This is a genomic window from Pseudomonas sp. Pseusp97 (assembly GCF_047304025.1).
Lineage (GTDB): Bacteria > Pseudomonadota > Gammaproteobacteria > Pseudomonadales > Pseudomonadaceae > Pseudomonas.
The window spans coordinates 1-19,327 of record NZ_JBGLYK010000102.1; the positions used below are offsets into that span (position 1 = coordinate 1).

At 68.0% G+C, this 19,327-nt stretch carries 11 protein-coding genes and 2 pseudogenes; 3 read left to right on the forward strand and 10 right to left on the reverse strand.

Going from position 1 to position 19,327, the window contains the following annotated elements:
- The 3 genes from ACCC94_RS17255 to ACCC94_RS17265 all read left to right on the forward strand — a co-directional run.
- Positions 1-453, forward strand: a 453-nt coding sequence (locus ACCC94_RS17255) for a FimD/PapC C-terminal domain-containing protein (protein ID WP_413350687.1), incomplete at its 5' end; no start/stop codon positions are given.
- Positions 450-1,817, forward strand: a complete 1,368-nt coding sequence (locus ACCC94_RS17260; RefSeq protein ID WP_413350688.1) for a fimbrial protein — start codon at positions 450-452, stop codon at positions 1,815-1,817. The genes ACCC94_RS17255 and ACCC94_RS17260, both read left to right, overlap by 4 nt.
- Positions 1,807-2,526, forward strand: a complete 720-nt coding sequence (locus ACCC94_RS17265; RefSeq protein WP_413350689.1) for a molecular chaperone — start codon at positions 1,807-1,809, stop codon at positions 2,524-2,526. Before ACCC94_RS17260 ends, ACCC94_RS17265 begins: the two co-directional genes overlap by 11 nt.
- A 440-nt stretch (positions 2,527-2,966) precedes the next feature.
- Here ACCC94_RS17265 and ACCC94_RS17270 read toward each other — a convergent pair whose 3' ends face one another.
- From ACCC94_RS17270 to ACCC94_RS17315, 10 genes and pseudogenes are all read right to left on the reverse strand, one after another.
- Positions 2,967-3,617 carry a response regulator gene (locus ACCC94_RS17270; RefSeq protein WP_413350690.1) on the reverse strand — a complete coding sequence of 217 codons (651 nt, stop codon included), beginning with the start codon at positions 3,615-3,617 and terminating at the stop codon, positions 2,967-2,969.
- A 97-nt stretch (positions 3,618-3,714) separates the two neighbouring features.
- Positions 3,715-6,948 (reverse strand): ATP-binding protein, encoded by a 3,234-nt coding sequence (locus ACCC94_RS17275; protein WP_413350691.1) that lies wholly within the window; start codon positions 6,946-6,948, stop codon positions 3,715-3,717.
- Positions 6,949-7,093: 145 nt separating this feature from the next.
- The gene (locus ACCC94_RS17280; protein WP_413350692.1) at positions 7,094-8,290 is read right to left on the reverse strand and encodes an EAL domain-containing protein; all 1,197 of its coding nucleotides are present in this window, start codon (positions 8,288-8,290) and stop codon (positions 7,094-7,096) included.
- Positions 8,269-8,637 (reverse strand): response regulator, encoded by a 369-nt coding sequence (locus ACCC94_RS17285; protein WP_413350693.1) that lies wholly within the window; start codon positions 8,635-8,637, stop codon positions 8,269-8,271. Before ACCC94_RS17285 ends, ACCC94_RS17280 begins: the two co-directional genes overlap by 22 nt.
- 451 nt (positions 8,638-9,088) lie before the next feature.
- A pseudogene (locus tag ACCC94_RS17290) lies at positions 9,089-11,086 on the reverse strand (ATP-binding protein); the annotation flags it as partial.
- Between the two features lie 86 nt (positions 11,087-11,172).
- A complete protein-coding gene (locus ACCC94_RS17295; protein WP_413350694.1) occupies positions 11,173-11,475 on the reverse strand; it encodes a type II toxin-antitoxin system RelE family toxin in 303 nt (100 codons plus the stop codon).
- Positions 11,456-11,713, reverse strand: coding sequence for a type II toxin-antitoxin system Phd/YefM family antitoxin (locus tag ACCC94_RS17300; RefSeq protein ID WP_413350695.1), 258 nt, complete (start codon positions 11,711-11,713; stop codon positions 11,456-11,458). The genes ACCC94_RS17295 and ACCC94_RS17300 overlap by 20 nt, the downstream gene beginning before the upstream one ends.
- 73 nt (positions 11,714-11,786) lie before the next feature.
- A complete protein-coding gene (gene recD / locus ACCC94_RS17305; protein WP_413350696.1) occupies positions 11,787-13,814 on the reverse strand; it encodes an exodeoxyribonuclease V subunit alpha in 2,028 nt (675 codons plus the stop codon).
- Entirely contained in the window at positions 13,811-17,497 is a 3,687-nt protein-coding gene (recB, locus tag ACCC94_RS17310) for an exodeoxyribonuclease V subunit beta (RefSeq protein ID WP_413350697.1), read from the reverse strand. Before recB ends, recD begins: the two co-directional genes overlap by 4 nt.
- Positions 17,494-19,327: pseudogene (locus ACCC94_RS17315) on the reverse strand (exodeoxyribonuclease V subunit gamma); the annotation flags it as partial. The pseudogene ACCC94_RS17315 and the gene recB, both read right to left, overlap by 4 nt.

Below are 19,327 nucleotides of genomic sequence, written 5' to 3' on the forward strand. Positions count from 1 at the left end.
GGCCAGGGCGCGCGGGTGGACGGCAACGGCTATGCCGTGGTGCCGTCGCTTTCGCCCTACCGCTACAACCCCATCGGCCTCGACCCGCAAGGCATCGACGAAAACGCCGAGCTGGTGGAAACCGAACGCAAGATCGCGCCCTACGCCGGCGCTGCCGTGCGGGTCGAGTTCAAGACCCTCACCGGCCACCCGCTGCTGATCCAGGCCAGGTTGCCCGATGGCCAGCCGCTGCCGCTGGGCGCCGACGTGCTCGACGGCAAGGGCGTGAACATCGGCATGGTCGGCCAGGGCGGGCAGGTCTATGCCCGCGCCGAGGGCGACAAGGGCCGGCTGCGCGTGCAATGGGGCGAGCGGGCGGAGGACAGCTGCCTGCTGCCCTATGACCTGAAAGGCGCCGACACCGACCAGGTGCTGGTGCGCCTGCAGGCAACCTGTCTACCGGAGGCTTCATGAACCCTGTCCTGCGCAGCCTGCCGCTGCTCGCCCTGCTGCTCGCGCCGAGCGCCTGGGCCACCTGCTACAAGGTCACCAGCGTCGGCAGCGCCACCACCACCTCCAATACGGCGATCCGCCCCGGCGAAGGTAGCGCTGGCGCCTGGTCCGGCTCCCTCGACAACAGCAATGGCTCCCTCGGCCTGCCGTCGGTAATCAACGTCAGCGACTCCAGCTTCCAGCCCGACGGCACCCTGATAGCCAGTTCAGTCGCACCGCTCACGCAGTACGGAAACTCTGCCGGGTATGACCCGGAGAAGGTGTTCTTCCGCTGCACAGCGGGGGACGAAGTCTACGAAATGTTCTCCACCAACGCCGACGACCTCTATAGCGGCTACTACAACGGTGGTGACGCCGTGGGCAACTCGATCGGACTGCAGGCCGCTTACCGTACTGCCTGGCCCAACGTGCTGCTGCGCCTGACCCATGTGGAGACCGGCCAGTACTTCACCGACGTCTGGCGCGAACGCCTGCTCAGCGGGCTGGACGTCGATTCGCGCGGGTTCCAGCTGGTCAAGGCGAAGAACCTCAGCGCGGTCCGCGCCGAGCTCTTCAGTGCGCCGCTGGAATCCACTCAGGGCTATTCACCGACCACCAAGTCGCAGCTGTATGGCCGCACCCAGCCCGCCGGCTATATCGCCATCAAAGGGCCGGGATTGTCCTACCCCAGGGTCGGTGAAACCCACTATTCAAACTACTCCGGTTGGTACGGCAACTGGCCCGCCTCCATCGGCCTGTACGGCGACGTCACGCTCAAGCGCTACCCGACCTGCGCCGTCACCAACGTCACGCCGCACGTGGTATTCCCGTCGATCTCCATCGGTGAGATCAATTCCGGTGCCAGCCGCGAGATGCCGTTCCAGGTCGACTTCAAGTGCCAGAGCGGCGTGCTCAGCAGCACCACCCCCAGCACCAGCCAAACCGGCACCAGCGGTACCGCCCTGGGCATCAAGGTCTCGGCCGGAGCGCTGGCGGCTTCCTCCGGCCTGGGCCTGGTGAATGCCAACGGCGGGCTGTCCTACCTGGTCTCCGACCGCTATGGCCAGCCCGGAATGGCCCAGGGCGTGGGTATCCGCCTGCTGCGCAACGGCAGCGCGATGAACCTGCTGGCCAACGAGGATTCCGCCAACGGCAGCAACGCCGAAGCGCGCGGCTGGTACCCGGTGATCGGCAACGCCTCGAACAAGACCGGCGAGGTCAGCGGCATCTCGCAGTACAGCGAGACGTTCCGCGCGCGCCTGGAAAAACTCAGCCTCGGCAGCATGCCCACCGTCACCCCTGGCCGCGTGGAAGCCACCGCGCAGGTGGTGATCCGTGTGCAGTAAGCGGCTGCGCGCCGCCCTGCTGGGCCTGACGTTGCTGGCCGCAGCAGAGGTGCATGCCGGCGTCACCGCCGAGCGCACGCGGGTAATCTTCGACGAAGGCAAGCGCGAGGCTTCCCTGGCGCTGGTGAACCAGAACAGCTACCCGGTTATCGTGCAGACCTGGATCGACGACGGCGACCTCGACGCCGCGCCGCAAACCGCGCAGGCACCGATCATGCCGCTGCCCCCGGTATTCCGCCTGAATCCCGGCCAGATGCGCAGCCTGCGCCTGCTCTACACAGGCGATGCGCTGCCGAAGGACCGCGAGTCGCTGTACTGGCTGAACCTCTACGAGATTCCGCCCCAATCCGACGAGCCATTGGGCGAAGGGCAAACGCGCCTGACCGTTACCCTGCGCACGCAGATGAAGGTCATCTACCGCCCGCGCGTGCTGGCGAAGGATGCTGAAGAGGCTCCGCGCAGACTGCTGTTCCGCAGGGCCGGCAATGCGCTGCAGGTGGAGAACCCCACCGCCTACTTCATCACCCTGGCCGGCGCCGAAGTGCGCCAGGGCAACGCCGGCTCGCCGCTGCCGGGCGAGCTGCTGCCGCCGTTTTCGCAGCGCATGCTCACGCCAACCCAGGCCCTGCCGACGAGCGGTGGCGAGGTGCGTTACCTGTGGATCGATGATGGCGGGAACAGCCAGCAGGGCACGGCGGTTCTGCGCTGATCGTTCAGGCTTCAGGGGGAGTTCGGTGTTGGGCGGTTCGCGAGCAAGCTCGCTCCTACGAAGAGCCATTGTGATCCGGTTCTGGCTGTGGCTCTGGCTCTTGAAGATTTCCAGAGAAACATCCGCGCGCGCCGAATGCCCCGTTCAGGAGGCCTCGTTGAAGCGGAGTTTCGGGGGTTGAGCGACATGGATGTCGCGAGAGCGTTGTCGGGCCAGGGATGGTCCGTCAACGCGTGCCCCTGAAACTCCGCTTCAACGTGGGAATTTTTCGCCTAGGCGAAAAACCGGATGTCCGGGGCAAGCCTTCTTGGTTACTTCTTCGGCGTTTGGAAGAAGTGACTCGCCCGAGGGGGCGAAACACAGAGTCCGTGCGCACACCGAAGCGACGCAGAACCACCTAGGCCAACGCAGTAGACCTTGGCCCGCCCCTCACTGCGACCCTACTGAAACAGATTCGCCATCACGCAGAACGTCAGCAGCGCCTGGTCGGTATCCACGTCCAGCTTGCGCATGGCGGAAATCTTCTGCGCACTCACGGTCTTCACACTGCGGTTGAGCAGCAGCGCGATGTCGCGCACGCTCATCCCCGAGACGAAGTGGCGCAGCACCTCGTACTCCTTCACCGACAGGCTGGCGATGCGCCCTTCCACATCATCCCCGCTGGCCAGCACGCTGCTCGCCGATTGCATGCCCGGCCCGCGGTAGATGCGGTCCTGGGACAGCGCCTTGAGCGCCACCAGGATCTCATTGAGGTCGCCGTTCTTCAGCACCACCCCCGACACGCCCAGGTCGTAGAGGCTGGAGAGGATCAGCGGGTTGGACAGCATGGTGAGGATCAGGATGCGGGTGTCGGGGAAGTTGCGCAGCAGGTACTCGATCAACTTGAGGCCGTCACCATAGGTCTGGTCCCCCGGCATGTTGTAGTCGGTGATGACGATGGCCGGCCGCAGCTCGCGGTACAGCGCCACCAGCTCGCTGGAGCTGTGCGCCTCGCCGACTACCTCGAAGCGATCGTCCCGCTCGATCACCTCGCGGACTCCCATCAGGACGATGGGATGGTCGTCCGCTAGTGCCACTCTGACTTTTTCCATGAGTTTTCTTGAGTCCCAACGTTTGCGTTCGCCGGCCCGCCACAGGGGGGCACGGCCATGATTTATTCCAGAATAGCTCCGCTGACCGGACAGGCTCTCAGAGGCTGGCGAGGGCCGCCTCGATCCTTCCCAGCAGCGCGGTCACCGCCGCGGACAGTTCCGGCCCGGCGGGCTGCGCGATCAGCGCCTCCTCCACCGCGCCGCAGGCATCGCTGAGGCCATGGGCCTGCACCACCGCAAGCGCTCCACGCAGACGATGCACCTGCTGGCGGACGGTGGGAAGGTCGCCGTCCCGCAGGGCATCCGTCACGCCCTGCATATCCTGGCGCATGGTGCGCAGGAACAGCTCGCGCATCTTCTCGGAAACCTGCAGGCGGTCCTGCGTCGGCGCTTCGGGCTGCGCTTCGTGTTCCGGCGCTTCCGCCGCCGCGTGGCCGCAGACCTTGAGCAATCCGTCGTGCAGCGTGCGCAGGCTCATCGGCTTTACCAGCCAGGCGTTCATGCCCACCGCCATGCAGCGCTCGCCTTCCTCGCGCAGGGCGTTGGCGGTGACGCCGATGATCGGCAGCCAGCTGTCGTGGCGGCGTACTTCGCCCACCAGTTCGTAGCCGTTCATCACGGGCATGTTCACATCGGTCAGCAGCGCATCGAAAGCACCGGGAGCCCAACGTTGCAGCGCTTCGCGGCCATTGCTGGTAAGGGTGACGCGGCAGCCCAGCTCCTCCAGCTGCTCCTTGAGCAACGCCTGGTTGATGGGGTTGTCCTCGGCCACCAGTACTCGCAGGCCAAGCTTGCCCAGCCGGGCTACACGGGGTGCCTGGCGCGCCTCGCTGCTTCCGCCCTGCTGCGCCAGGCGCAGCGCCTGGGCGATGCCGGCGAGGTGGTAGAGGCTGACCTCCCAGCCCAGCGCGGAAGCCTGCGGCTGCACCCCGCCGTCGGTCAGCGCACGCACCCGCGGACCGCTCCACTGCGGCTCGCCAGCGGCTTCGAGCAGTTCCAGCAGTACCGCACCGGGCGGAACGTCCGGCGGCAGTTCATCCTGGACCAGCGCCGAGCCGCCCCAGCAATCGATCCAGTCGGCCAGGCTCTGCGCCAGCTCCTTCACCGGCGCGCGCACGTAGACCGGCTGCGGCAGCAACGGCTTGCCCTCGGCCAGCGGTTGGGCACGCTCCAGCAGCGGAAGCGCCAGGGTGAAGGTGAAGCTGCTGCCCAGCCCGGTTTCGCTCACCACGCGCAACCGCCCTCCCATGAGCTGGCTCAACCGCGCGCAGATCGACAGGCCCAGGCCGGTTCCGCTGACCGTATGCTCATGGCCGTGGGCCTGGTAGAAAGGCTCGAAGAGACGCTGCTGCTGGGCGTCGGACATGCCGATGCCGGTATCGGTGACCTGCCATTGCAGCGCCGTCTCGCCCTGCTCGCCGATCACCACGCGCAAGCGCAGCACCACGCGGCCGATGTCGGTGAACTTCAGCGCGTTGCTCAGCAGGTTGGCGAGAATCTGCCGGATGCGAGCGGCATCGCCACGCACCAGGCCGGGGACGTTCGAGTCGATGCAGGCGTAGAGCTGCAGCTCCTTGCCCTCGGCCACGCCGGCATCGCCGGCGACCGCGTCCTCGGCCAGCTCCAGCGGGTTGAACTCCACCGCCTCCAGCGCCATCTGCCCGGCCTCGATCTTGGACACGTCGAGGATGTCGCTGATCAATTGCAGCAGGGTCGATGACGAGCGCTGGATGGTCGACAGGTAGTCGCGCTGCTGCAGGGTCAGCTCGGTCAGCCCGAGCAGCTCCAGCGTGCCCAGCACGCCATAGAGCGGCGTGCGGATTTCGTGGCTCATGGTGGCGAGGAACACCGATTTCGCCTCGCTGGCGGCATCCGCCGACAGCTTGGCGTCGGCCAGCATCTGCTGCGCCTGCTTGTGCGCACTGATGTCGTTGAAAGCGCAGAGCACCACGTTCTCGCCGCGGTAGCGGGTCGGCGCGAAGCTGGCGTGCAAGGCACGTCCTTCCACTTCGAAGACCAGCTCGCCATCGCCTCCGCCGATCCTGCCGCTCAGGTCCCAGTCGCGGCTGATGCGCGTGATGGCTTCGGCGTCGCCCAGCCACTGCTCGGCCAGGCGGTTCTGCATCACCACCTGGTGGCTGCCGTGGCGCAGCACGCACAGGGCGACCGGCGCGGTCTGGATCACCGCACGGCTGAAGGCGTCGCTCTCGACTATCTCCAGGTGCGCGCGGCGCGCCGGCCTGATCACCCGCCGCGAGTACCAGCGGATGGCGAACCAGCCGCCGGCCAGGCTGCCGAGGATCAGCGCCAGGCCGCCGAGGAACTGCCACTTGGCATAGCGGAAGAAGCTGGCGTAGCTCAGGCGGTAGAGGGCGGTCCAGCCGCCGTTGAACTCGCTGCGGACCTTGAACACCAGGCCGTCGCCGCTGAAATTCAGGCCGTCCTGGTAGTCCTTCTCGCCGCCGGGGAAGTCGATCAGCACCTGGCCGCCCGGCGAGACCAGTTCCAGCTCGTCGAACACCGGACGGTCGAGCACCTGCTCGAGGTCGTTGATGCGTCCCAGGTCCAGCAGCGACACCGCCACCACGCGGCGGTCCAGGTCCGACTCCCACCACAGCGCGTCGGGCAGGTCGAGGCTGACATAAGCCAGCAGCTCGCGGTTCTCGCCACCGGTATAGGGCTGCGCCTGGGCCCAGTGCACCTGGGTGTCGCTGCGCTTGGGCGAACGTGCTTCCAGTGCCTCGCGCACGCTCTCGATCACCGCCAGGTAGTTGCCCCGCGTCAGCGGCCGCTGCCCGCGGAAGTTGCCGATGGAGGGCACCGCAATGCTGGTGGGCCCGTGCAGGTCAAGCACCATCACCTGGGGCGAGGGGAAGGACGAGGCACTCCAGTAGCTGCTGTAGAAATTCGCCAGCATCACCCCGAAGGAGAAGGTGCCCGGCCGTTCCTGAGGATCGACATGGCGCACCTGATGCGCGAGGGTGAAGGACATGGCGAAGGAGAATTCCCGCCCCTCGTGGATCTCCATGCCGTTCTCGCGGATCAGCAGGCGCCGCTGCAGCGGGATCACGTCGAGGTCCTGGCGCTGGGTGGACTCGTCGCTCTGCAGGGCGATGCGGTTGAGGAAGGCCTCGTGTTCGTGGATATCCCCCACCAGCCGGCTGAAATGGAAGTGCACCTTGTCGCGCTCTTCCTGCACCACCCGCCCCAGCGCCCAGTAGCACGCGCCCACCAGCATCAGGGCGAGGGAAACCGCGCACAGCAGGACGACGTTCAGGCGCAGCGAAGTGCTGGCCAGTTTACGAATCGAGCCGTGGTCATGTTCCTTCATGCAAAGCATCCGGTGTCGCGGGAAAGTGGCGGCGGAGGGCCCGCCGGATACCAGCAGACTGTAGATGTGAGTACGCGATAAGGCGACCCGCCAGCCCCCGGGAGGCCGACGATCGCCCACGCATCCGCGATGTGTCTGCCGTGGATCAATGAGCCATGGCGGAACGCTCCTGGAGCAACTGGCGGGTGAATACCGCGGGCGGCACGGCCTCGGAGAACAGGTAGCCCTGGGCGCAGTCGCAACGCAGCCGGCGCAGCAGGGCCAGCTCGTCCGGGTGCTCGACCCCTTCGGCTATCACCTCCAGCCCCAGTTGCCGGCCCAGCTTGACGATGCTCTCCAGCGCCGCGGCAAGGCCCTCGTCGTCCACGCAACCATGCACCAGCGCGCGGTCGATCTTCAGTTCCGTGAAGGGCGTCGAGACGAGGTTGTACAGCGAGCTGTAGCCCTGGCCGAAATCGTCCTGCGCCAGGCCAAAGCCTTTCATGCGCAGGCGGCAGGTGCCGGCGTAGTAGTTGGCCGGGGTCGCCGTGGTGCTGCATTCGAGCAGCTCGAACACGATGTGCGCCGGCACCCCGCCACGGGCAGCGACGAAGGCGGCGAGACGGTCCGGCAGCTCGGGATCGTCCAGCAGGTGGGTGGGCAGGTTGACCGCCACCGACAGGTGGAATCCCAGCCCGCCCCAGTCGGATTGCGCCTGCAGCGCCTGCTCGAGCACCGCCCAGAGCAACTCCTCATCCAGCCCCGCAGCCGTCAGCGCGGCCATGAAACTTCCCGGCAGCAACACCCCATGGCGAGGGTGTTCCCAGCGCACCAGCGCCTCCGCCGCGACGATGCGCCCATCGATCAGCGAAGCCTTGGGCTGGAACCAGGCGCAGAACTGCCGCTGCGCCAGGGCCTGCTCCAGCTCCTCGCGGGTGGGCGCGGGAATCGCCGGCCCGTGCCGCAGCTCCTCGCGCTCCTGGTGAGAGACAAGCTTCTCCAGCAGGCGGCGGATCACCGGCGCGCGGGCCGGCTTGGCGATCTGTTCCAGCACGGTGATGCCATGGGCCCGGGCCACCATGCAGGCGCTGCCCATCAGCGGACGCGACGCAGAACTCATGATCGCCAGCAGTGGCGGCTGGCTCAGCGTGGCCAGCCGCTGGATCAGCTGCACGCCATCCAGGCCGGGCATCATCAGGTCGCTGACCACCAGGTCGAAACGTTCCTGCGCCAGCCAGCGCAGCGCCTCGGCGCCGTCTTCCGCGGCGCGCAGCTGCATGACGCCCTGCTCGCGGAACAGGTTGAGCAGGTACTCGCGCTGGAAAGGCTGGTCTTCGACGATCAGGATTCGCTGATGTCGCATGGCGGCACCTCCGCGGGCAGGCTGGTCAGGCATTGGCGCAGGGTGCGCAGGTCCACCGGCTTGAGCAGGCAGCGATTCATGCCAGCGGCGAGGCAACGATCGTTTTCCTCATGCATGGCGTTGGCGGTCGCGCCGATGATCGGCCCGCGATAGCCGCGCTGGCGCAGCGCGCGGGCCAGTTCGTAGCCATTGAGATGCGGCATGTTGACGTCGGTGAGCACCGCGTCGAAGGCGTCCGGCTGCCAGCGCGTGAGCGCCTGCCGGCCATCGGTGGCGAGCTCGACGATGCAGCCGAGGGTTTCCAGCTGGTCGCGCAGGATCAACTGGTTGATCGGGTTGTCCTCCACCAGCAGTACGCGCAGGCCGAGGCCGATGTCGGGCAGCGTATCCGCCAGGCGCGCCGCCTCTCCGCTGGCGCAGCCCTTCGAGGTTGTAGCGGCCCACGTGCCAGTCGCAGCCCTCCTGGCGCGGCTGCTCGCCGCCCAGGTCGGTCACCAGCACCCGGCAGCCGCGCCAGGCGGGCAATGGCTTGCGGTCATGGGGATTGAAGCGCAGGTCCACCAGCACGCTGGAGGCATCCTCCTCGACGGGCTGGTCGGCAGCCACCACCTGGGCACGCGCGCCCCAGCGGGTGATCCAGCCGCAGAGGCTCTCGGCCAGCTCGCGCGTCGGCGCATGCACCCACACCATGGAATTGCACAACCGGGGGTCGCTGGAGGAGTGACGATCCACGCAGGGCAACGTCAGGCTGAGGGAGAAGCTGCTGCCCAGGCCGACGTCGCTGACCACCCGCAGCTGCCCGCCCATCAGCTCGGTGAGCCGCTTGCAGATCGACAGGCCCAGGCCGGTTCCGCCCGCCATGCGCGCGTTGCCGGAAACCTGGTAGAAGGCATCGAAGAGCTGCTCCTGCTGGTCCGCGGGAATGCCGATGCCGGTGTCGGCGACCTGCCAGTGCAGCGTGTCATGCCAGCCATCGCCTGGCTCCGAACGGACCCGCAGCACGATGCGTCCGCTGTCGGTGAACTTCACCGCATTGCTCAGCAGGTTGTTGAGGATCTGGCGGATGCGCGTGGCGTCGCCCAGCACCCGCTCGGGCATCAGGCAATCGCAGCAGGCATAGATCTGCAGGCCCTTGGCGCGGGCGGCGGCAGCGTAGGACTGGATACTGTCGAGGGTAAGTTCCAGCGGCGAGAACTCCACCGGTTCCAGGCCCAACTGGCCGACCTCGATCTTGGACACGTCGAGCACGTCGCTGATCAATTGCAGCAGCGTCGAGGACGAGCGCTGGATGGCGCGCAGGTAGCCGGACTGCTGGTGGTCGAGCACGGTGCGGCCAAGCAGTTCCAGGGTGCCGAGCACACCGTAGAGCGGCGTGCGGATTTCATGGCTCATGGTCGCCAGGAACAGCGTCTTGGCCTCGTTGGCGGTATCGGACAGGCGCTTGGCTTCGGCCAGTGCGGCTTCGGTCTGCTTGCGCGCGCTGATGTCGCTGAAGGCGCAGCACAGCACTTCCTCGCCCTTGTAGCGGGTCGGCGTGTAGCTCAGGTAAAGGTGCCGGCCGGTATGGGTTTCGACTTCCTCCGAGCCGCCGGCCTCGCCGCTGCTGAAGCCGCGCTCGAGCCAGCCGTAGGTCCAGTAGCGACGTTCGTCGCCGCTGCCCAGCCATTGCTGGGCGAGGCGGTTCTCCAACATCACCTCGGCGTCGCTGCGCCGCAGTACGCACAGCGCTACCGGCGCGGTCTGGATCATCGCGCGGTGGAACCCCTCGTTCTCCACCAGCGCGTTGAGACGATGCTGCGCCGGGCCGATCAGGCGGCGGTTGATGCGCCGGCACATCGCCCAGACCAGCAGCGAACAGCCCAGCAGGAAGGCCAGCGCGGCGAGCAGCCTGGGCCAGATCGGCAACAGCAGGTCGTACAGGTTGAAGTAGTAGATGAGCGACCAGTCGGAGCTGCCCAGGTGCTTGAGCAGCGCCAGGTGGCTGGGAATCAGGCCAGGGCCGCTGAAGGCGAAGTGGTCGCCTTCCCACAGGTCGCTGAATTGCAGGCCCAGTTGCGGGCTGACCGCGCTGCCGAGGATGGTCCGGTGGTCGCGGTCGAGCAGCAGGAAGCGCCCGGCCTCGGGGGCGCCGAACGCCGCCGAGAGATCGGCGCCGAACATCTCCAGCCCGAGCCAGCCGTTGTCCTGCTCGCTGGTCACGCGGGCGAACAGGTACTGCCGCGCCTGCGGGTCGGTCGGGTCGGCCAGCCAGCGCACCCGGCTCTCCTCCGTCGCCGTGCCGGGATGCCCCAGCGCTTCGAGCACCGAGGGCGGTACCACGGCGTTGAGGGCTGGCGCCCCATACAGGCGGGTGACGAAGCGCTCCGGCGCGGGCGAGACATAGATCAGGTTCAGGCGCTTGGCTTCCATTTCCGCAAGGTCGCCCCCGGAAAGCGCCAGGCTCCAGCTGGAGTCCGGCTCGCCGAGGGTGACATAGACCGGCTCATGGGGCGGCACCGGGGCGCTCAACTGGCGCCAGTGCAGGAGCGGCTCGCGGGCTTTCCAGGTCACGCCGCGGCTGATGTGCTCCAGCAGCGACTCGCGCTGGCCCAGGTAGTTCTGGGCCTCGTACATGGCGGCATTCATCTGCCGGCGCAGTTGCGACACTTCGCTGTTGAAGCTCGCGGCGAGGAACAGGCTCAAGGTGAAGAACAGGCAGGCGATCACCAGCCAGGCCAGCAGACGAAGGAGCTTTCGCGCCGCCTTCGGGGTGGAAAAGGAGGAGTCCTGTCGGCGAAGGAATTGCTTGAGTTTCATGCCCACCAGCGTGGCGAAAAGCTTGCCAGGCGGACATCAGACAAATCTAAAAAGTGGCGAAATGCGCGTTCATTCGCGCAACCTGCTCAGCGCGAACGCGCAGCGGTATAAACCTCCCCGCGCTCGCGTTTACCGACAGCGATGACCAGCACCACCACCTTGTCATCGAAGACTTCGTAAACCAGCCGGTAGCCAGCGGCTGCCAACTTGATCTTGTAGCGGTTCACGGCCCCGTGCAGGCGCGCCGAAGGCACGTGGGGATGGTGCAGACGCTCTTCCAGCTTGCGCAGGAACTGCTCCTTCACCGGCCCCTTGAGCTTCTTCCATTCCTTGAGCGCGGACTGGTTGAAGGCCAGACGGTAGACCGGGTCAGAGGTCGCGGAGCTCATCGAGGGTAACTTCCACTGTCGGTTCATCCTTGCGTCGCTCGGCGATCCGGCCAAGTTGAAGATCGTCAAGCAACTCCATCATCCGCTCGTACTCTTCGGCAGGCACGGCATAGAAAACCGGCTCGTTGCGGTTGAGGATGGCGACCGCATGCCCCATGCCGGCAGCCACGGTGCCCATGGGGTCCTTTTTCAGTTCGGTAATGGAAGCGGTGACATCCGCCAGCATGGAATGGGGCACAGGTTTCTCCAGGCACTCAAAGACGCTTGATTGAGCACCTTTAAAAGCACTCAATCAAGTGCTCTTCGTCACATCAGGAAAGCTCCAGCAGCCCGCTCGCCCGCTGCACCCGCCGTTCCGTCGCCGCCTCCAGCACCTGCCAGCCGCGTCCGGCGCTGGCCAGGGTGAACCATTGGCGCGCACGGGTGATGCCGGTGTAGACCAGTTCGCGGGTAAGGATGGGGTTGAGGCTGTCGGGCAGCAGCAGCGCGGCGTGGGTGAACTCCGAACCCTGGGACTTGTGCACGGTCATGGCGAACACCGTCTCCACCGCCTGCAGGCGGCTGGGCAGGATCCAGCGGATGGCGTCGCTGCCGTCGCCTGCCGGGAAGGCCACGCGCGCCACCCAGCGCAGCGTGCCGTCACCGGCCGCTTGCGGTAGCGCCAGGGTGATGCCGATGTCGCCGTTCATCAGGCCCAGGCCGTAGTCGTTGCGGGTCACCAGCACCGGGCGGCCGGCGAACCAGCCGTGGGCCGAGGGGATCAGCCCCTCGCGCAGCAGCAGTTCGCCGATCAGCAGGTTCAGCCCTTCCACACCCCAGGGCCCGCGACGCAGTGCGCAGAGCAGCTGGAACTGGCCGTGGGCTTCGAGCACCTTGCGCGCCCAGTCATCCAGCGCCGCCTGATCGGCGTCGTCGGCCGGACGCGAAGCGCTGACCACGCGCAGGTAGTGGGCGTAACCGACCGGGCCGAACAGGTCGCCGCCGCGCCCGCCGTCGATCACCAGGTCGCGCAGGCTGCGGGTCTCCCGGGAGTCCACGGCGATGCGCGCGAGGTCTTCGTGCTGCGCCTTCCAGACCTGGCGCAGGGCCGGGATATCGCCGGCGTTGACCGCTTCGGCCAACTGGCCGATGCCGCTTTCGGCACTGAAGCGGTGGCTGTGGCGGAGCATGGCCACCGCCTGGTCGAGATCGCTGCCGGCGGCGTCCAGCAGCGCCGGGTCGATCGCCTCGCCCGTCACCGCTTCCAGCCAGTCGCGGGTGGCCGGACGGTAATGGCCTTCACGGGCGCGGCTACACAGCTCGCCGAGCACCGCGCCGGCTTCCACCGAGGCCAGTTGATCCTTGTCGCCCAGCAGGATAAGCCGTGCGCGCGGCGGCAGCGCGGCGAGCAGCGAGGCCATCATTTCCAGGTCAACCATCGAGGCTTCGTCCACCACCAGCAGCTCCAGCGCCAGCGGGTTGCCGGCGTGGTGGCGGAACTGGCGGCTGTCCGGCCGGCTGCCGAGCAGGCGGTGCAGCGTGGTGACTTCGGTCGGGATCGCCTCGCGTGCGGCCTCGCCATTGGCCAGCCCGGCAAGATCCAGGCGCTGCACCGCGCCGGCGATGGATTCGTTCAGCCGCGCGGCCGCCTTGCCGGTGGGCGCGGCGAGGCGGATGCGCAGCGCTCGCCCGCCCTCCTCCAGCGCCAGGCTTTGCAGCAGGGCCAGCAGCTTCACCACGGTGGTCGTCTTGCCGGTGCCGGGGCCGCCGGTGACGATGCCGAAGGCGTTTCCGGCGACCAGGGCGCAGGCGAGCTTCTGCCAGTCCGCCGGGGCACCTGCTTTTTTCGGGAACAGCGCATCCAGCGCCCGGCGCAGCTGCGCCGCAGGCAACGCAGTCCGCAGTGCATCGCCCTGTTGCAGACGCTGTTCGATACCGGCGCGCACCTCTCGTTCGTACTGCCAGTAGCGGCGCAGGTACAGACGGCGGCCGGACAGCACCAGTGGCGTGTCGCCGGGGCCATCGCCGACCAGGCGCGGGTCGCCGAGCACGGCGCGCCAGGCATCGAGGTCGAAGCCATCCAGCAGCACGCCGGGCAGCTCGGGGGCGTCCTTGGCCGAATCGCCTTCGGGCGGCAGGGACAGGGCAAAGCGGCTGTCGGCGAGGGTCGCCTCAAGGTCGAGACAGACGTGCCCGCGGCCGAGCTGGTGGCTGGCCAGGGCGGCGGCGAGGATCAGCAGCGGATGGGCGTCCGGCGCGCGTTCCACCAGGAAGATCGCGAAGGCGCGGTCCAGCTCGCGCAACCAGCCGCGCTCGGCCCAGCGGCCAATCAGTTCGAGCATTTGGGCGCTGCTGCTCATGCCGGCACCTCCGCGCGGAACAGGCGGTCCAGCTCGTTCATCAGCGCCTTCGGCGGCCGCTCCAGGTACATGCCCTGGGTTGCCGAGCGACTGCCGCGCAGGAACAGGTACATCGCGCCTCCCACGTGGCGGTCGTAGTCGTAATCGGGCAGGCGCGCCTGCAACAGCCGGTGCAGGGCGAACAGGTAGAGCGCGTACTGCAGGTCGTAGCGGTGCTCCAGCAATGCCTCGCGCAGCGCCGTTTGCGTGTACGCCTCGTCGTCGGCGCCCAGCCAGTTGGACTTGTAGTCGGCCACGTAATAACGGCCCTCGTGCTCGAACACCAGGTCGATGAAGCCCTTGAGCATGCCGTTGAGCAGGTTCGCCTGCAGCGCCGGCCGCGCCACGCCGCCCAGAGTGTGGCGGATCACGGCGGCGTCGAGGCGCTGGGTGTCGACGTTGCGGGTGGAGAACCAGAACTCCATTTCCTTCTGGAAGGCGGCCAGCCCGGCCAGGCTGACCGGCGCCGCATCGGGCACGCGGAATTCCGTGCGCAGGTATTGGCCCAGCCAGCCGGTGAGCGGCTCGATCCACTCCTCCCAGCCGCGCACGGCGCAGCGTCGGGCGATCTGGTCGCGCAGTGAGTCTTCGTCGGCATTGAACCCCTCGTCGGCGGCCCACTCCAGCAGACCGTGGAGGAAGCTGCCGGGATTCGCGCCCCGCGGGAAGGCGTGCAGGCTGAAGGGTGCGGGCACGGCTTCCAGCTCGCGCAGCTCTTCCAGGCTGCTTTCCCGCAGCAGGTCCTCATCGGCGCTGATGGGTTCGTCGGCGGCGGGCACGGGGGCGATTTCGCTGTCGTCCTCGCTGGCGCCCACGGCGGTCATGTTCGCCAGCGCCGAATAGCTGGCGATCCACCATTTCTCCGCCACCCGGCGGCGCGGTTCGCGCGCGGCGCCCAGTTCGCCGGCCTGTACGCCGACGAACTGCTCGCTGCCGATCTCCGGCGCCGGTTCCAGGGCAATGATGGTCTGGCCGGCCTGCAGCTCGCCCAGGCGCGCTGTCACGTCCTCGATGGACAGCGCATTGCCGCCGCCCAGCAGGTAGCCCATGGCGCCCTTGTGCAGCTCGGGGTTCCTGCTGTTGCTCATCACCAGCGGCGCCATGCCCAGCCACACGGCGTGGCGCGCACGGGTCAGGGCCACATAGAGCAGGCGCATGTCCTCGCTCAGGCGCTCGTCGTTGGCCAGCTGGAAAGCCGCCTTGGCCAATTCCTTGTCGCGGGCCAGCTCGACCACGCGGGACTCGCCGGACTGGAAGCTCGGCGGCGTACCGCTCTTGCCGTCCAGCTCGCGCCAGGTGCAGATGAAGGGCAGCAGCACCAGCGGGTACTCCAGGCCCTTGGACTTGTGGATGGTCACCACCTTGATCAGGTCGGCGTCGCTTTCCAGGCGCAGGATTTCCTCGCTGGAGGGGCTTTCCAGCTGCTCGGCGAGCACCCGCAGCAGCGCATGCTCGCCGTCCAGTTCCACCGCCTCGCGCTGCAGCCATTCGGCCAGGTGCAGCAGGTTGGTCAGGCTGCGTTCGCCGTCGGTTTCGCGCAGCAGGCGCGCCGGCAGGGCGAAGTCGGCGAGCAGGCGGCGCAGCATCGGCAGCACGCCCTGCTGTTGCCAGAGCACGCGGTAGTCGCGGAAGCGCAGCACCATGTCTTCCCAGAAACGCTCGTCCTGGTTCAGCCGCTCCAGGGTCGCCCAGTCCAGCGCCAGGCTGCGGGTGGCCAGGGCGATGCGCAGCACGCCATCGTCGCCGGGGTCGGCGCAGGCGCGCAGCCAGTGCAGCAGGTCGACGGCTTCGGGGCTGTCGAACACCGAGTCGCGGTCGGACAGGTAGACGCTGGCGAGCCGGCGCTTGGCCAACTCGCTGCGCACGGCTTCGGCTTCGCTGCGGCCACGCACGAGGATGGCGATGTCGGCGGGACGCAGCGCCCGCCATTGGCCATCGGCATCGCGGAAGCCGCTCTGCGCCGAACTCAGCCAGCGCTGGATGGCGCTGGCGCTGCGCGCGGCCATCTCCTGGCGGTACAGCGTGGAGCCACAGACCTGGCCTTCGTTATCCAGTTGCCAGAAGGTCATGGCCGGCGCTTCGCTGCCTTCGAGCAGCAAGGTTTCATCACGGCCGCGGGCCCCCACTTCGAGGAAGGGCACGGGGTTTTCCTGGCCTTCCACGGCGAAGCGGAACGCGCCGCGCCCGTGGGCCTCGGCATAGAGGAAACAGCGGTTGGCCGCGTTGACCATGGCCAGGGTCGAGCGGTAGTTGGTGCCCAGCGTGTAGTGCCGCCCGGCGGTGGCGGCGCGGGCGCGCAGGTAGGTGTGGATGTCGGCGCCGCGGAAGGCGTAGATCGCCTGCTTGGGGTCGCCGATCATGAACAGACCGAGGTTCCTCGGGTTCTCCGAGATGCGGTAGACGCGCTCGAAGATGCGGTACTGCAGCGGGTCGGTGTCCTGGAACTCATCGATCAGCGCCACCGGGAACTGCTCGCGGATACGCTCGGCCAGGCGCTCGCCGCCGCTGCCGGCCAGGGCGCGATCGAGGCGCACCAGCAGGTCGTCGAAGCCCAGTTCGGCGCGCTTCTGCTTCTCCACTTCGAGGTTGTGCCGCACTTCGCCCAGGGCGTGCAGCAGCAGTTGCGGGGCGATTTCCGGGCGCTGCTCGGTGCGTTCGGCCCAGGCGTCGATGGCTTGCAGCGCGGGGTGCTCCGGCACCACGGCCTTGGCTTTCACCTTGATCCGCGTCTGACCGAACCTGGCCAGGTTGTCCGGCGCGTCGGCGCCTTCGCTCCAGGTATCCAGCGCTTCGATCCAGCCGGCGAACACAGCGTCGTCATCCTTGCCGCGATAGCTGTTGCCGTTGAGGTCGCCGCGCAGGTTGCGCAGCAGTTCAGCGACGCCCTGGCGATCCGCCGCCCAGGCTTCACGGGCGCGGGTTTCGGCGGCGGCGAGATCGTCGTAGAACTGGCCGGTGGCCTCCAGCAGTTCGCTGAGCGAGGCGGGCGCCGTCAGCGGCTGGTCGGCGTAGCGGAAGCCGGCTTCCTGCGCCGCCAGCAGCGGTTGCAGGGCGCGGGCCAGCGCTTCCGGGCCGGCGAAGCAATGGCGCACGGCGTTGGCCGCCGCCACGCCCAACGGGTAGAAGTTGCGCCGCCAGTAGTCGCGCACGGCTTCGGCGAGCAGCTCGCTCTGGTCGGCGGCGAGGTCCTGGGTGAACAGGCTGCCGCTGTCGAAGGCGTGCTCGCGCAGCATGCGGTAGCACCAGCTGTGAATGGTCGAGACGGCGGCCTCGTCCATCCATTCAGCGGCCAGGCGCAGCAGGCGCGCGCAGCCGGGCCAGCGCTCGGGAGCGTAGCTGTCGCGCAGCTTCACCAGCAGGCCGTCATGTTTTTCGCCGGGCTCGGCGAAGCAGTGCGCGGCCTCGCCCAGGCGTGCGCGGATGCGCTCGCGCAGCTCCTGGGTCGCGGCCTCGGTGAAGGTCACCACGAGGATTTCCGGCGGGCTCAGCGGCCGGCCGAACGCGGCCTGCTCGCCGCCGTGGTCGAGGACCAGTCGTACATAGAGCAAGGCGATGGTGAAGGTCTTGCCGGTGCCGGCGCTGGCCTCGATCAGCCGGCTGCCGTGCAGCGGGAATTCTAGCGGATTGAGCTCTACAGCACTCATTGTTCGGCCTCCTTGCGCTGCAGGATCGCGAACAGCGGTCCATACAGCTTCTGCGCCCAGGCGGCGAACTCTCCGCTGGCATTGAGCGCAGCGAAGTCCGGGTAGACCCGCGCCAGCGCCGCCGAGGAAGCCGCCTCGCCGCTGAGGTTGAAGCCGCCGTCGTAGCGCTTGGCGGCTTCGCGGGCGGCACGCTCCTCATCCTCTCCGGCGGCCAGCCAGGCGAACGCCGCCTTGCAGGCGACCGGCAGCGGGCGGCTCATGCCCTGGTACCAGGCGTCCATCAGCGCATCCAGTTCGGCGCGCGCTTCCTGTGCCGGCAGCGGCGGGAATTCGAGGGTGCCGGTGAGGCCGACGAGCACGCTGGTCACCGGTTCGCCGCACAGTTGCAAGGCGAGATGGCGCACCCACGGGCGCACCAGTCCATGCCATTTATAGCCCTTGCCTTCGTGCAGCTTGCCGCTGACCAGTTGCAGGCTGGCGAGCTGGCCGTCAGCGTTGCGGCGCAGGCCGCCGAGCCAGTCGGCCAATTCGATGCCGGCGTGCTGGTGGTCGAGTTCACGCTGTTCATCCTCCACCTGCGTCCAGTGCTCCAGCTGCTCGCGGTAGCGCGTCAGCAGGTCGTGCAGCGGGGCTACCAGCGCCTGGGCGGAGAAGTCGCCGAACGCGGCCAGCGGCAGCCGGCCTTCGCGGCGCAGGCGCTGCACCTGGGCGCTCAGTTGCACGGCCAGTTGATCGTCCTGCCAGTGTTGCTCCACCCACGGGCGCAGGCGCTCGCAGAGTTCGAACTGCAGTTGCCAGACGTCCAGGCCGTTCAGCTCGAAGGGTTCTTCATCCTGGCCGGTCAGTTGCTCCTCGCCGAAACGCACCTTGAGGCGCTGCAGGAAGAAGGCGCCGACCGGGTTGGCGAGGAAGTCCGAGAGCACGCGCAGGCCGATGGGTGCATCGAGCAGGGGCGGCGATAACGGCGCATCGTTGGTCTCGCCGTCGTGCTCGCGATGCACGTCGCGCCACTCGCGGGCATAGGTGTAGAGACCGTCGATGCCCTGCCCGGAAGGCGCTTCGAAGTAGGCGCGGCTGAAGGGTTGCAGCGGGTGCTCCAGGGTCAGGCCGTGCACCAGGTCGCCGCCATCGACGCTGCGCCAACCGGCGGCGAGGTGGTCGCGCAACTGGCCGATCAGTACGGACGGCGGCCGCTCGCTGTTGTCGCGGATGCTTCGCCCCACCCAGCTGACGTATAGCTGGCGGCGCGCCGAGAGCAGCGCTTCGAGCAACAGGTAGCGGTCGTCCTCGCGCCGTGAGCGGTCGCCGGGGCGGTAATCGTTGCGCATCAGGTCGAAGTCCAGCGGCGACTGCGGGCGCGGGTAATCGCCGTCGTTCATCCCCAGCAGGCAGACCAGCTGGAAGGGAATCGCGCGCATCGGCATCAGCGTGCAGAAGCTCACCGCGCCAGCGAGGAAGCGCTGGTTCAGGCCGCCGGCATCCAGGCCGCCTAGCCAGGCCTCGCGCACCACCGAGAGCGGCAGCGGGTCGCTGAAGCCGGCATGGCCACAGGTTTCCAGCCAGCCTTCGAGCAGGTTCAGCAGTTGCTGGCGGAGCAGTTCGTCATGGTCGTCGGTGACCCGGAAGAAGTCTTCCAGCAGGCCGCGCAGGCGCTGCACCCAGGTCGCCGCATCGGCCTCCTGGGCAAGCAGGTCGCAGGCTTTTTCCAGCGCGCCGAGCAGCCCGGCCAGCGGGCCGAGGGCGGCGGCGTCGAGGGCGCCGATTTACGCGTAGGGCTGGTTGCCCTGGTAGGCTTAGCCCTCGCCCACCGCGAAGCCGAGCAGCATGCGC

Excerpts from the sequence above, each read along its gene's own strand:
- ACCC94_RS17260 (WP_413350688.1), top strand. The coding sequence starts at position 450 with ATGAACCCTGTCCTGCGCAGCCTGCCGCTGCTCGCCCTGCTGCTCGCG.
- ACCC94_RS17270 (WP_413350690.1), bottom strand. The coding sequence starts at position 3,617 with ATGGAAAAAGTCAGAGTGGCACTAGCGGACGACCATCCCATCGTCCTG.
- ACCC94_RS17275 (WP_413350691.1), bottom strand. The coding sequence starts at position 6,948 with ATGAAGGAACATGACCACGGCTCGATTCGTAAACTGGCCAGCACTTCG.
- ACCC94_RS17280 (WP_413350692.1), bottom strand. The coding sequence starts at position 8,290 with ATGCGACATCAGCGAATCCTGATCGTCGAAGACCAGCCTTTCCAGCGC.
- ACCC94_RS17295 (WP_413350694.1), bottom strand. The coding sequence starts at position 11,475 with ATGAGCTCCGCGACCTCTGACCCGGTCTACCGTCTGGCCTTCAACCAG.
- recD (WP_413350696.1), bottom strand. The coding sequence starts at position 13,814 with ATGAGCAGCAGCGCCCAAATGCTCGAACTGATTGGCCGCTGGGCCGAG.
- recB (WP_413350697.1), bottom strand. The coding sequence starts at position 17,497 with ATGAGTGCTGTAGAGCTCAATCCGCTAGAATTCCCGCTGCACGGCAGC.